A 12,695-nucleotide genomic window follows, 5' to 3' on the forward strand; every position below is an offset into this window, starting at 1 on the left:
CCACCATGCGAAGCGTTGTGTTTTCATCGGTCGCCTTATTTACACCACCCCTTCAACTTTGCCAATCGACAGGTTTTCAAACACGGCCTAATGAAACGCTAATTAAGAACTCTGATATTAGCGTCTGATCAGCGTTACATTAGCGGTTAAAGGTTGAGGTTTAGCTGCGCTTCACATCACCACAGAGATGCGTTTCCAGGCCGAGTTCAGCGAAGGCGGCTGCTTTGATGCGGGCGGCGCGGTGTGCTTGTTTTTCGTTGGGGCAGTAGACGACCTGGATGTGGTTGGATTTGTGGCGGGCCATCATTTGATCACGACTGACACCTTTGATCACGGTGTGCATGATGGGCCACTGCGAGGTGGTTTCGGCCCAGCGACGATTCGTTTCCTCCTCGGGCAATTTCACGACTTCGGCGACTCCGATGTCGCATTGCAGGCGGCCATCCATGACGAAGACGCGGCTCCAGACGATGTGGCCGGGTTTGCTGATGCCCTTCATGGTGCCGCCGCCGAGACGGAAGTACATCGCAGGCTGGCGCTCACTCGATGCCCCTTTCCATCCGCCGATGAAATGTGCAGGAGGTGCTGCACCGCTGATGAGCAGGACCCAGACATAATCCGCCTTGTAGGAAGCGCCCCAACGAAGGTCGTGAAGCGTGTTTTCAGGAGCGAAGCCGAGTTCGCGCCAGAGGCGATAGGTCACGAGTCCATCGAGGCCGGCGCATTCATCGACTTCGTTGAAGTGCGGCAGGGCCTCGCCTTCAAAGAGCACGCGTGAGCCATCGGCGCTGCGCACGGGCGGTCGGTCGGTGTTGTTGAGCATGCCTTCGACGAGGTCGCTGGCGGGCGTGAGGTCTTTGAGGCCCTGTTGATATTGGATGCCGATGGCGGCACAGCCGAACTCATCCGCGAGGCGCACGGCGGCGATGTACATTTTGCACTGGAGCAAGATTTGAGCCTCGGTGAGTTCGGTCGCCTCATCGGTGCCGAGGTTCATTTGCAGGCCTTTTTTGCGAAGCCAGACGAGCACGGCGGCGGCATCGGCATCGCTGACTTCACGCATGGCGGCGTAGAGCGTGGACTGGCTGAGGCGCTCTTTGAAGCAGCCGGTGGGATGCAGCAGATGATCCGGCACGATGGCGTTGAACATGCCCATGCAGCCTTCATCGAAGACGCCGAGGATGGCCTTTTGATGACGAAAACGACGTGCGAAGTCGCGTCCGGTCGCGTCGTCGTCCTCAGGTAGTTTCAGCATGGAAAGCGGCCGAACGTGGCTTTGATCATGTTTGACCGTGCCAGTCTTCAGCCACTCGCGCAGACCGTTCTTGAAGAAGGAGTCCGTGAAGTCCTCGCTCCAGAGCGTGGAGTAGTTCACGCCAGCTTTGGTGAGCGATGCATTCAGGTTCAGCAGGCCGACGAGGCCGGGCCACTGGCCGCTCCAGTTCGCCACAGTCAAAATGGGGCCACGATGCGTGGTGAGTCCGGCGAGGACATGATGCGAATACTGCCACACGGCCTCGGCGACAATGAGCGGCGCATCGGGATCAATGCCGCGAAAGACCTCGATGCCCATCTTTTGCGAGTCGATGAAGCCATGCTTCTTCACGCGATCAAAAGGATGCGCACGCTTCACGGTGAAGCCTTCTGCCTTCAAAGCGGAGCCGAGGCCATCTTCCATGGCTTTCTGGGCAGCCCAGCAGGTTTGATTGGCAGCGACGCGGAGATCGCCGCTGACGACGAGGTGGATGGTTTTCATGGTTGAAGGTTCGTCTAGAGTAACGGAAGCCGCCCGCCAATCTCAAAATATGCTCCAACTCCATCTTTGGCACCTGCTTGACGATTCTTGACCTTTTGACGAGACTGCCCGCCATGAAAATCTCCGACACGGCCGATTACTTCTCCAAACAGGTGCTGCGCACGCGGCGCTTTTTTGTGGAGGAGCCGAAAGGGAAGCGTGGGGAGAGCAGTGGTGTGGCGCTGGTGGCGGGTGGGTGTGAGTGGTGTGCACCGGACTTTGTCATCAGCCGCACGAAGTTTCCCTTCATCGCCTTTGAGTTCGTGGCGCGGGGCAAAGGTCAGGTGACGCTGGCGGGCAAGAAGCATGAGTTATCCGCAGGTCATGCGTTCTTCTTTGATCCGGCGACGCCGCATGTGATCCAGTCGGACAGTGAGGAGCCGATGGTGAAGTACTTTTTCAACCTCACGGGGCCACGCGCGGCGGCGCTGCTGGAGGAGCTGGATCTGCGTGCGGGGAGTCTGATCCGTGTGCTGGATGCGGGACGTGTCACCGCGCTGCTGGAGGAGGTGATCGACCACGCGCTGCGAGGTGGACGTGTGGCGCTGCGGGTGGCTGGCGCGGCGCTGGAACATGCACTGGCGCTGTGTGCCGATTCGCGTCAGCACGCGGCGACGAAGTTTGACCCGGCGTATGTGACGTATCTGCGCTGTCGCGGGCATCTTTTGCGGAACTATCCGGTGCTCAGCAGCATCGAGCAGGCTGCGAAGCACTGCCATGTCTCAGCAGCCTACATGACGCGGCTTTTCAAACGCTACGACACAGAGACGCCGCTCGCCTGCCTGACTCGGCTCAAGATGTCACAAGCGATGATCAAGCTGCGTCTGCCGGAGGCGCAGGTGAAGGCGGTGGCGGCGGAGTTGGGCTACAAATCATCGGCGCACTTTTCACGGGCCTTCAAGGCGTGGAGCGGGAAGTCGCCGGTGCAGATGCGGGAGTGAATGCCTGAAACATGCGGGGCGGGAGCTTCGTCATGGGACGAGCTTATGCGAATCGTGCTCTCCCTGCTGCTCTTGTCTGCCGCGCCCTTGCTGGCGGCCAAACCGAATGTGCTGTTCATCATGGCGGATGATTTCCGGCCGGAGATGGGCTGCTACGGCTCCACGGCGTTGACGCCAAATCTGGATCGGCTGGCGAAGCGGAGTGTGCAGTTCGAGCGGGCATATTGTCAGCAGGCGGTGTGCAATCCTTCGCGCTCTTCACTGCTCACGGGGCGGAGGCCGGATACGCTGAAGCTCTGGAACAACGGCACGCATTTTCGTGAACTGAACCCGGATGTGACGACGCTGCCGCTGCACTTCAAAGAGCAGGGTTACACGACTCGATGCGTGGGAAAGATCTTCCACAACTGGCACACGGCGGTGAAGGGAGATCGCCGCTCGTGGAGTGCGGATGAGTTCCTGCACTACGCGAATCATGGAGCGGACACTCCGCAGATCACGGGTGAGCTGCCACCAAATCTGGCGACGCTGAATGTGGGCCGTGGCTACCCGGAGCAGGGGATCACGAGCTGTTACGATGTGCCGGACGAGGCCTACTATGATGGCCGTGTGGCGGCTGAGGCGGTGAAGGTCATGGCGGAGGTGAAGGGCGAGCCTTTCTTCTTGGCCGTGGGTTTCTGGAAGCCGCACGCGCCCTTCAATGCGCCGAAAAAGTATTGGGATCTCTATGATCGGGCGAAGCTGCCGCCGCTAAATAGCGCACGGCCCGAAGGTGCGCCGGAGATCGCTTTTCATCAGAGCACCGAGGTGCTGGGGCCGGTGGCAAAGCAGACGCCGGTTTCGCCTGAGCAGGCGGCGCAGATGCGGCACGGTTACTTTGCGAACATCAGCTACATGGATGCGCAGATCGGCAAGGTGCTGGAGGCGCTGGAGCAAAGTGGTGCGGCGAAGAACACGATCATCGTTTTCTTTGCCGATCATGGGTATCAAATTGGCGAGCACGGACTGTGGGGGAAGACCTCCGAATTCGAGTTCGATGCGCATGTACCGCTGCTGATCAGTGATCTTCGCGAAGAGAACCGCGGTGCGAAAACGAAGGCGCTCGCCGAGCTGGTGGACCTCTTCCCCACGCTCGCAGAGCTTTGCGGATTGCCAGCGCCAGCGGGCTTGGATGGCAAGAGCCTTGTGCCTATATTGAAAAACCCGAAGCGGCGTCTGAAGCTCGGGGCGTTCACCCAGCATCCACGGCCCGCTTATTATGATCGCGAGCCGGACAAGCGTCCCAAAGCCATGGGCTACAGCATCCGCACGGCTGACGTGCGCTACACGGAATGGCGCGACTGGCAGACGCAGGCCATCGCGGCCCGTGAGCTGTATTTGACGGAAACGGACCCCGCTGAGCTGAAGAACCATGCCGATGACCCGGCGCAGAAAGAGCGACTGACCACGGCGGAGAGGCTGCTTTTGGAGAAGTTCCCGCGCTGAACTTGCCACGCCGTAAACACGGCTTATGTCATGCCCTTGTGATCGCCATTGCTACGGCCAGCCAAAAAGGAGGTGTGGGGAAAACCACACTCTGCATCAATTTAGCCTACTCCCTCGCCAAGCGCGGGTGGACGACGTTGCTCGTCGATACGGACCCGCAGGGCGGAGTCGGACTCTCGCTCGCACGCTCCACCCGCTCGAAGCTCGGCTTCTACGACTATCTCTGCGGCAATGAGCGCGAGCTGAACCGGCTTGTGATCGCGACGCGGCTCCCTGAACTGCAAATCCTGCCTGCGGGTCAGTATGATGCGGCGGCGCGGCGTGGCTGGGCTCCGCAGGATGTGCCTACACGGCTGGCGGATCTGCTGCGTGCGGCAGAACTTCGCGGAGTCGATTGCCTGATCATGGACACGGCGGCGGGGCTGAATGCGATGACGGAGTCCGTGGTGAAGGCCTGTGATTACGTCATCCTGCCTCAGCAGGCGGAGCCGCTGGCGGTGCGCAGTGTGCCGCACATGCTGGAGACGCTGTCCCGCTTCCGCAGCGAGGGAGCGGGTGTCAAAGTGGCGGGCATCCTGTTGACGATGGTGGCCGGTGAGAGCCAGATCAGCCAGAAGGTGGTGACTGAACTGCGCGCGCTGCTGCCGGCGGACATGATGTTTGAGCAGAATGTGCCGCGTCTGAACTCCTTCCTCGAAGCCAGCGCCATGGGTGTGCCCGTGGCACTTTTGAAAAAGAACCCTCCGCCCGAGGCGCTGCTCTTTGACCAGCTCGCCGCCGAGATCGAGCAACGCACCGGACTCCTCCAGGAACGTGAATCCAGCCATGCCCATGCAAGTCTCCTGGATTGATGCGGATGAAGTCGGTGCCCTTTTGGGGCATCTGCGTGTGAAGCCTGCGGTGCCGCCGATGGTCGAAGAAGAGCCTGCCTATGCGGCGCAGAGTCTTTTGGATACGCCAGAGACTGATACGGCCCTGGCGATGTTTCGCGTGCAGGTGGCTGCGGCCACTGAACCGGTCTTGCCTGCTCCGGTGGAAACGGCTCATCCTGATTTGCAGGACTTCCGCTCTCGTCTTCAGGCCATCCGCGAGCGTGCGGTGGGGGCGGGATTGCTGCCTGGTGTGGCCGCAGCGCCAGAGCCTGAAGAAATGGAAGTCGAAGACGAGCCCGAGGAGGCAGCAGTCGAAGCGGCAGAACTTGAAACAGAAGTGGTGTCCACGAACCCATCCTGGGTGCCTTTTAAACCGATCGGCAACACGGTGGCTGAACGGCTCGAAAGTTTCGCCGCCTGGGCGCAGCCGCAGCTTGGCTGGAACGAGCTTTTCATCATCGGTGACCAGGGCGATTTGCTTTGGGGGCAGTCCATCCATCAAGGGCTGGTGCAGACGACGGTCCTGGCCTGGGTGGCGACCTCGCGCATGAGCGCGGTGTTTGCCTTTGATCGCGCGCCGTTGCTGCGCCGGCAGATGGCGAATGGCGAACACCTCACGGCGCTGCCCTGTCCCACACGGCTCGGGCTGATGCACATCGCCATCATGAGTCCGCAGCCACTGTCGGATGAGCATGTGCCCGAGCTGCGCGCCGCGCTGATCTCAGCGATGGAAGCCGCTGCGTGACACAAAAGCACCGGCAGTCGGCCCATCCGGGCCTTTGAAACTCGTGTCTCGTACGTTTAAACCTGCAGACATGAAACCACTCGATCTTCAAGTAAACGGCTACGCAGGTACTGACTTCAACCGCGAAGGGCTCACCGCCGAGGCGCTGCACCATGCGTGCAAGTGCCTGCTTGAAGACGGCTGCGACAGCATCCTCGCCACCTTCATCACGGACAGCATTGAGGCCATGTCCGAGCGCATGAGTACACTGGTCGAGTTGCGTGAAAAGGATGCCCTCGCGCGCAGCATGATCGCCGGGATTCACATCGAGGGGCCGTTCACCAACTCCGAGAAAGGCTACGTCGGCGCGCATCCGCCACAGCATGTGAAACCAGCGACCGTCGAGAATGCGAAGCGTCTGCTCGATGCCGCTGGCGGGCTGGCGAAGATCGTCACGCTCGCGCCGGAGAATGATGAGCATTTCCAGACCACCGAGTTCCTCGCAAACAACGGCGTGACTGTCTCCGCAGGGCACTGCAATCCGAGTCTCGACGTGCTGCGCGCATCCACAGAGCATGGCTTGAGCATGTTCACCCATGTGGGCAATGGCTGCCCGATGATGATGCATCGTCACGATAACATCATTCAGCGTGCGCTTTCCCTGCGGGACAAACTCTGGCTCTGCTTCATCCCCGACGGCGTGCATATCGACTTCTTTGCGCTGGTGAATTACCTGCGCGTGGCTGGTCTGGAGAAGACCATCTTCGTCACTGATGCGATCTCTGCCTCGCGACTCGGCCCGGGCAAGTTCACGCTCGCTGGCTGGGACATCGTGATCGGCGAGGATCTCGTGGCACGCAGCCCGGACGGCTCCCACTTTGTCGGCAGCACCGTGACGATCCCGCGCATTCTCTCGAACGGTCAGCAGCACCTCGGTTTGAGCAAAGCGGAACTGCAACTGCTGCTCGACACGAATCCGCGCAAGGCGATCGGGCTGGCCTGAGCTGGGTGATGTTTTCTCGAAAACAAATCTTCCACCGCAGGGCAGGGGGCTGATAAACTCTGGGTATGAAATCGAGCGCCCTTCTCCTGCCTGTCGTCTTCATGCTCAGTGCCTGTGTGGCTGCTCCGAGCGGCACGACGAGATACCGCACTCCTTCGAACCGCAGCAGCCACTCCGCGTATGCCAGTCGTGAGAACACGAACCCCTATTCGATGGGTGGCACCAGCGCGGCGAATCCGCCGATCAAGCCGGGAGAGACTTCGTCTGCGTATCGGGATCGTCTGGAGCGTCAGCAGCGTGAGCGCGTGCCTGATGCCGAAGTCTTTTATCAAAGCACAGAGCGCGACTTCTTCGGCCGCCGCACAGATACGGGCATCTATCGCAGCAGCGGTGGCGTGACGGAGGAGGTCCACATCGGCAATCAGCAGATCCCCGTCATTCCCGGCCAGTACGGTCCCGCGCCGACATACAACAACGTGTATCAGGGCGGTTATACCGCACCGGGCACGACAGCGGTGATGGATCCCTACACAGGCCGCGTGCTGCCCGTGCGGCGGCCTTGACAGAAGCGGTGTCATTCGCCCTTCTGACTCATGACCGAACAACGCGACTGGTACGACACGCCGCTCTATTACGACATCATCTTCGATGCCGACACGCCGAAGGAAGGTTCATTTCTCGAAGCCGTGTATGCGAAGCATGGGCCGGGCGGCAGATCACGCCAGATGCTGGAGCCAGCCTGCGGCAGTGGGCGTCTGGTTTTGGAAATGGCGCGCTGTGGATGGAAGGTGAGCGGCTTTGATGGCAATGCCCGGATGCTCGACTTCGCCCGCGAGCGGCTGAAGCGCGCGGAGCTGAAGGCCCGGCTCTGGGAGGACTGGATGCAGAGCTTCGAGTTGCCGAAAGCGCAGACCTTTGACCTCGCCCATTGTCTCGTCAGCAGCTTCAAGTATCTGCAAACCGAACGTGATGCCGCCGCCTGCATTCAGCGTGTCGCAGATTGTCTGAAGCCTGGCGGACTCTTCGTGCTCGGTGTGCATCTGACGGAATACGCGCGCACCGCCCAGGAACACGAGCGTTGGTTGGCCGAACGGGATGGCATCCGCGTGCTGTGCAACACGCACACCTGGCCCGCGAACCGCAAGACACGTCTCGAAGATCTGCGGACACGTCTGCAAATCACCCATGCAGGCCGCACTCATACGCAGGAAACGAAGTGGCAGTTCCGCACCTATAATGCGGCCCAGATGCGCGCGCTGCTGCGCAAGGTGCCTTCGCTGAAACTCGTGCAGTGCTACGACTTCACCTATGACATCAGCGATCCCCGGAAGCTGGATGACAGCTACGCGGACATCGTGCTGGTGCTCAAAAAGGAAACGGACTGATGTCGAACTTGTCGCCGTTTTTGGTCTCGAAATAGCCGGCGCTGACTTTGTCACTGAAGAGGGCGACCCAGTTGCCGAGGGAGTCGAGAGCGAGCGTGGTATCGTAGCTGGCGGCGAGGTTGGGCTTCGGTTTGGTGGTCTGACCGCGGACTGGCTTGGGTGCGTCTTCGGGGTTCTTTTCACGCAGCCAGCGGACGATGGTCCAGGGCGCAAACTCGAGCCGGACTTCAGCGGCGTATTCGGTTTCGAGGCGATACTTCAAAACATCGAGCTGGAGTGACCCGACAACGCCAACGAGTGGGATGCGGACGAAGGAGTCAGGCAGCTCGAAAGGCTGCGCCAGACCTTCTTTCAGGAGCTGGTCGAGGCCGTCTCGGAAGCGTTTGAACTTGGCGGTGTTTTCATTGTGCAGATACGCGAAGCACTCGGGGGCGAAGCGCGGCATCTCGTCGAATTTGATCTTTGGATCTTCGGAGAGAGTGTCGCCGATGAGGAAACCGTAGTTGCCCACAAGGCCGACGACGTCGCCTGCCCAGGCTTCGTTCACGGTCTCTCGCTCCTGGGCGAAGAGGCGCTGGGAATTGCCGAGGCGCAGCTTGGCACCGGTGCGCGTATTTGTGGCAACCATGTCGCGCTGGAAGCAGCCGGAGACGACGCGGATGAAGGCCACATGGTCGCGGTGACGCGGGTTCATGTTGGCCTGAATCTTGAAGACGAAACCGCTGAAGCCGGGCGTGTCGGGGGAGATGATTTCATCACCGCTCATGCGCGGCGCAGGCGGCGGGGCGAGTTCGAGGAAACGATCGAGCATCATCTGCACGCCGAAGTTATTCATCGCACTGCCGTAGAAGACCGGCGTGAGCTGACCGTGACGAATCTTTTCCAAAGAGAACTCAGCGCCACCCCCCTCCAGCAGTTCCAGTTCCTCGCATACGCGCTCATAAACCAGCGGCGGCAGGGCGTTGCGCACGCTGTCGTCTGCGATGCCCTTGACCTTCACCGGCGCGCGAAACATGCCGCCCACGGTGCGTTCGAAGAGATGCACCTGATTGGACTCACGGTCGAAGACGCCTTTAAAATCCACGCCATCGCCGAGCGGCCAGTTGATGGGGAAGGCGGCGATGCCGAGCACACGCTCCAGCTCATCGAGCAGCTCCATCGGCGGACGCGCGGGTCGGTCCAGCTTGTTCATGAAGGTGAAGATCGGCACGCCACGACGACGGCAGACTTCAAAGAGTTTCAGCGTCTGTGCTTCGATGCCTTTACCGGCGTCAATCACCATCACTGCGGCATCCACAGCCGTGAGCACGCGGTAGGTGTCTTCGGAGAAGTCTTTGTGACCCGGCGTGTCGAGCAGGTTCACGACGCAGTCTTTGTACTCAAACTGAAGCACGGTGGACGACACGGAGATCCCGCGCTGCTTTTCCAACTCCATCCAGTCAGAGGTCGTGGCGCGCTGGTTCTTGCGGGCCGTCACGCTGCCTGCGAGCTGCACGGCGCCGCCATAGAGCAGGAGCTTTTCCGTGAGCGTGGTCTTCCCCGCATCCGGGTGGGAGATGATGGCAAAGGTGCGGCGGCGGGCGACTTCAGAGGCGGCGGACATGGGGCAGGGAAGGGACGGGAGACGGGGGCGCGCTCCTTCGCCTGCGAGGGGCGGATTCTCAAGGATGGATTCGTCGTGTGGTCGATCCGACAGTGTTTGAGTCCTGCCCAACGGATGGTTTGGCCTGATCGACCAAGCGGCACAATCGAGGCTCGGGATTTCCGTTTGCCATCTCTGGGGAAGCACGCCACTATCCGCGCCCTTTTCCGCCCCCGTAGCGGAATCTGTTCCCTGCCAACCCGCCACTCCCAAGAGTCATGCCCGCGAAAAAGAAACCTGCGCCTAAAGCCCCGGCCAAACCCGCGAAAAAGGCTGCCGCCAAGCCGGCCGCAAAAAAAACGGTCAAGGCCGCCAAGCCTGCCCCGAAAGCCAAGGCCAAACCTCCTGCGAACAAGGCGGTGAAAAAACCCGCGCCCAAGAAATCCCCCCCTGTGAAGAAAGTTCCCGTGAAAAAAGCAGCCCCGGCCAAGAAAGCCGCGCCTGCGAATAAGCCTGCTCCGGCGAAGAAAGCTCCTGCCAAGCCCGCTCCAAAGAAGGCAGCTCCGGCTCCGAAGGCAGCAGTGAAAGCCCCGGCTCCGAAAGCCGTCGTCAATCCTGCGCCTGCTAAGAAAGCTCAGCCTGCCCCGGCTCCGAAGGCGGTCCCTGCTCCTGCTGCAAAGACACCTGCCGCCAAGCCCGCCCCTGCGGCGAAAGCCCCGGCCAAGTCCAACAATGGCCCCACGGTGAAGATCACCAACGTGAAGCGCACCATCAGCCCCATGGATGAGGGTATCACGATGGATGCCGCACCGCGTAAGCCCGTGCTTCCCGCCGCCTTCCTCAAGAAGCAAAAGCAGCGCCTCATGGAACTGCGCGACATTTACATGAACGCCGCTGAAGGCGTCACCAATGACAGTCTCCGCAACAACGAAGGCACCGAGTCCGCCTTTGGCATGCATCAGGCTGACGCTGGCAGCGACGCGTATGACCGCGACTTCGCCCTCAGCCTCCTCGCCAAGGAACAGGACGCCATTTATGAGATCAACGAAGCGCTGAAACGCATCGACCTCGGCACCTACGGCATCTGTGAGATGTCTGGAGTCACGATCTCCGAGGAGCGCCTGGAAGCCTTGCCTTTCACCCGTTTCACCGTCGTCAGCCAGGAGAAGATCGAGCGTGAACAGCGCGGCGGTCGCTGGACCCGTCCCGTCCGCTCCCTCTTCGGCCTCGATGAGTCCGCCGACGACGATGATGACGATGATGACGATGCGGCGGAAAGCAACACGACGGCCAAGTCGAATCAGGGTGCAAATGAGCCCCTTGACTTTAGTAAAGAGTAGCCTAGCCTCGCGCCCCCAAAAAATTTATGGCACGTGAAATCATCATTCTCGAATGCACGGAGGCTAAGGCCGAGGGTAAACCCACGTCCCGCTACGTCAGCACTCGCAACAAAAAGAGCCCCAATACTCCCGGACGTCTGGAGAAAGTGAAATTCAATCACTTCCTCAAGCGCCGCACCCTCCATCGCGAGATCCGCTAATCTGCCACCGCTCCAGTCATGCAACCGAAGACCACCGAACGTCTCATCTCTCTCCGCAAAAATAATCGCCGGATGCCGCGCCGCCGCGCTGACATCCCGATGGAGAAGCTCAATTACAGCCACCCTGAAATCCTTCAGCGTTTCCTCACCGAAACCGGCAAGCTTCAGCCCCGTCGAACGACTGGCCTTCCTGCTTGGCTCCACCGCAAGGTGACTCGCGAAGTCAAGCGTGCCCGCGCAGTGAATCTGCTTCCCTGAGGAGCGGATTTTCCCTGACGGGATTTGATTCGTCACTTTTCCCGCTGTTGCCAGCCGCAGCAGCGGGATTTTTTGTCTCCGCCATGCCTCCTCTCAAAGATACGCAAAACGAGCGCGACGAGCGCCGCCTAGCCATCGACCGCGTCGGTGTGAAGGATGTGCGCTTCCCCCTGCGCATCCGGGATCGCGATCAGGCCACTCAGCACACCATCGCCACGGTGAACATGGCCGTGGACCTGCCCCATCAATACAAGGGCACCCACATGAGCCGCTTCCTCGAAGTGCTGCACTCCCATGGACGCGAACTCACCGTGGCCAGCATCGCCGCCATGCCACGCGAGCTTTTGACCCGACTCCACGCTGAGAAAGCGCATGTGGAGATGCGTTTCCCCTACTTCCGTACCAAACGGGCACCCGTGACCAAGTCCGAAGGATTGCTCGACTACGGCGTCATTTTTGAAGTCAATGCCGAGGGCGAACAGATCGACTACGTTGTCACCGTCGAGGTACCCGTGGCGACACTCTGCCCCTGCTCGAAAGCCATCAGTGATCGAGGTGCCCACAATCAACGCGGACTGGTGACCCTCTCCGTGCGCTTCCGTCAACCCATCTGGATCGAGGACCTCATCGAGCTCGTCGAATCGAGCGCCAGTTGCGAGCTCTACAGCGTACTGAAACGTCCCGACGAAAAAGCCGTCACCGAGCGTGCTTACGACAATCCTGTCTTCGTCGAAGATCTCGTGCGCAACGTCGCGGTGAAGGCAGGCGGCCACAAACTGATCAAATGGTTCCGCGTTGAGGCCGTGAATTACGAGTCCATCCACAACCACAACGCCTGGGCTGTCATCGAGCGTCGTGTGACGCGTAGTGGTGAGCAGGAGGTTTGAGATCGGCGAAGATCGGGGCGGCTGGCTGCGTTCCATCCACCCATGAATCGACATCTGTTTCTTCTTGTCGGCGTCTTACTCGCTGTGTCCAGCATATCGCCTGCTGCGGCACGTCAGCCAAACTTCGTGCTCATTCTGGCGGATGACCTTGGTCCTGGGGATCTCGGTGCCTACGGTCAGACTAAAATCAAGACGCCGAACCTGGACCGCATGGCAGCGGAAG

Annotated in this window: 13 protein-coding genes and 1 pseudogene; 12 read left to right on the plus strand and 2 right to left on the minus strand. The window is 60.4% G+C overall.

What is annotated here, in order from left to right; translation table 11 throughout:
- Nucleotides 1-160: 160 nt before the first annotated feature.
- On the minus strand, nt 161-1,756 hold the full coding sequence (locus AC6FTP_RS22400; protein ID WP_497209139.1) for a fucose isomerase: 1,596 nt from the start codon (nt 1,754-1,756) through the stop codon (nt 161-163).
- 113 nt (nt 1,757-1,869) lie between these two features.
- Between AC6FTP_RS22400 and AC6FTP_RS22405 the strand changes: the two genes are divergently transcribed.
- The 7 genes from AC6FTP_RS22405 to AC6FTP_RS22435 all read left to right on the plus strand — a co-directional run bounded on the left by AC6FTP_RS22405 (nt 1,870) and on the right by AC6FTP_RS22435 (nt 8,205).
- Nucleotides 1,870-2,736 carry a helix-turn-helix transcriptional regulator gene (locus tag AC6FTP_RS22405; RefSeq protein WP_497209140.1) on the plus strand — a complete coding sequence of 289 codons (867 nt, stop codon included), beginning with the start codon at nt 1,870-1,872 and terminating at the stop codon, nt 2,734-2,736.
- Nucleotides 2,737-2,808: 72 nt separating this feature from the next.
- Nucleotides 2,809-4,221, plus strand: coding sequence for a sulfatase (locus AC6FTP_RS22410; protein ID WP_497209141.1), 1,413 nt, complete (start codon nt 2,809-2,811; stop codon nt 4,219-4,221).
- Nucleotides 4,222-4,259: 38 nt separating this feature from the next.
- On the plus strand, nt 4,260-5,072 hold the full coding sequence (locus AC6FTP_RS22415; protein ID WP_497209142.1) for a ParA family protein: 813 nt from the start codon (nt 4,260-4,262) through the stop codon (nt 5,070-5,072).
- Nucleotides 5,047-5,838 (plus strand): hypothetical protein, encoded by a 792-nt coding sequence (locus tag AC6FTP_RS22420; RefSeq protein WP_497209143.1) that lies wholly within the window; start codon nt 5,047-5,049, stop codon nt 5,836-5,838. Before AC6FTP_RS22415 ends, AC6FTP_RS22420 begins: the two co-directional genes overlap by 26 nt.
- A 70-nt stretch (nt 5,839-5,908) precedes the next feature.
- Nucleotides 5,909-6,820 carry an N-acetylglucosamine-6-phosphate deacetylase gene (locus tag AC6FTP_RS22425; protein WP_497209144.1) on the plus strand — a complete coding sequence of 304 codons (912 nt, stop codon included), beginning with the start codon at nt 5,909-5,911 and terminating at the stop codon, nt 6,818-6,820.
- A gap of 65 nt (nt 6,821-6,885) precedes the next feature.
- Complete coding sequence (locus tag AC6FTP_RS22430) at nt 6,886-7,383, plus strand: hypothetical protein (protein WP_497209145.1); 498 nt, start codon at nt 6,886-6,888, stop codon at nt 7,381-7,383.
- Nucleotides 7,384-7,413: 30 nt separating this feature from the next.
- Complete coding sequence (locus tag AC6FTP_RS22435; protein WP_497209146.1) at nt 7,414-8,205, plus strand: class I SAM-dependent methyltransferase; 792 nt, start codon at nt 7,414-7,416, stop codon at nt 8,203-8,205.
- Here AC6FTP_RS22435 and AC6FTP_RS22440 read toward each other — a convergent pair.
- Nucleotides 8,186-9,808 carry a peptide chain release factor 3 gene (locus AC6FTP_RS22440; protein WP_497209147.1) on the minus strand — a complete coding sequence of 541 codons (1,623 nt, stop codon included), beginning with the start codon at nt 9,806-9,808 and terminating at the stop codon, nt 8,186-8,188. The two genes, AC6FTP_RS22435 and AC6FTP_RS22440, sit on opposite strands and share 20 nt — an antisense overlap.
- 257 nt (nt 9,809-10,065) lie before the next feature.
- On the opposite strand from AC6FTP_RS22440, the gene AC6FTP_RS22445 reads away from it, so the two are divergent.
- From AC6FTP_RS22445 to AC6FTP_RS22465, 5 genes and pseudogenes are all read left to right on the plus strand, one after another.
- Nucleotides 10,066-11,127: a TraR/DksA family transcriptional regulator gene (locus tag AC6FTP_RS22445; protein WP_497209148.1), complete on the plus strand. Its 1,062-nt coding sequence runs from the start codon at nt 10,066-10,068 to the stop codon at nt 11,125-11,127.
- Between the two features lie 26 nt (nt 11,128-11,153).
- Nucleotides 11,154-11,327, plus strand: a complete 174-nt coding sequence (gene rpmG / locus AC6FTP_RS22450) for a 50S ribosomal protein L33 (protein ID WP_497203375.1) — start codon at nt 11,154-11,156, stop codon at nt 11,325-11,327.
- 18 nt (nt 11,328-11,345) lie between these two features.
- Nucleotides 11,346-11,585 carry a 30S ribosomal protein S18 gene (rpsR, locus tag AC6FTP_RS22455; protein WP_497203374.1) on the plus strand — a complete coding sequence of 80 codons (240 nt, stop codon included), beginning with the start codon at nt 11,346-11,348 and terminating at the stop codon, nt 11,583-11,585.
- A gap of 83 nt (nt 11,586-11,668) precedes the next feature.
- Complete coding sequence (gene folE2, locus AC6FTP_RS22460) at nt 11,669-12,472, plus strand: GTP cyclohydrolase FolE2 (RefSeq protein WP_497209149.1); 804 nt, start codon at nt 11,669-11,671, stop codon at nt 12,470-12,472.
- A 42-nt stretch (nt 12,473-12,514) separates the two neighbouring features.
- Nucleotides 12,515-12,695, plus strand: a pseudogene (locus AC6FTP_RS22465) (hypothetical protein); the annotation flags it as partial.

Origin of the sequence: Prosthecobacter sp., assembly GCF_044378005.1 — a bacterium.
Classification (GTDB): domain Bacteria; phylum Verrucomicrobiota; class Verrucomicrobiia; order Verrucomicrobiales; family Verrucomicrobiaceae; genus Prosthecobacter.

Coding starts and splice junctions, on each gene's coding strand:
- AC6FTP_RS22400 (WP_497209139.1), bottom strand. CDS start 1,756: ATGAAAACCATCCACCTCGTCGTCAGCGGCGATCTCCGCGTCGCTGCC.
- AC6FTP_RS22405 (WP_497209140.1), top strand. CDS start 1,870: ATGAAAATCTCCGACACGGCCGATTACTTCTCCAAACAGGTGCTGCGC.
- AC6FTP_RS22420 (WP_497209143.1), top strand. CDS start 5,047: ATGCCCATGCAAGTCTCCTGGATTGATGCGGATGAAGTCGGTGCCCTT.
- AC6FTP_RS22425 (WP_497209144.1), top strand. CDS start 5,909: ATGAAACCACTCGATCTTCAAGTAAACGGCTACGCAGGTACTGACTTC.
- AC6FTP_RS22430 (WP_497209145.1), top strand. CDS start 6,886: ATGAAATCGAGCGCCCTTCTCCTGCCTGTCGTCTTCATGCTCAGTGCC.
- AC6FTP_RS22435 (WP_497209146.1), top strand. CDS start 7,414: ATGACCGAACAACGCGACTGGTACGACACGCCGCTCTATTACGACATC.
- AC6FTP_RS22440 (WP_497209147.1), bottom strand. CDS start 9,808: ATGTCCGCCGCCTCTGAAGTCGCCCGCCGCCGCACCTTTGCCATCATC.
- AC6FTP_RS22445 (WP_497209148.1), top strand. CDS start 10,066: ATGCCCGCGAAAAAGAAACCTGCGCCTAAAGCCCCGGCCAAACCCGCG.
- rpmG (WP_497203375.1), top strand. CDS start 11,154: ATGGCACGTGAAATCATCATTCTCGAATGCACGGAGGCTAAGGCCGAG.
- rpsR (WP_497203374.1), top strand. CDS start 11,346: ATGCAACCGAAGACCACCGAACGTCTCATCTCTCTCCGCAAAAATAAT.
- folE2 (WP_497209149.1), top strand. CDS start 11,669: ATGCCTCCTCTCAAAGATACGCAAAACGAGCGCGACGAGCGCCGCCTA.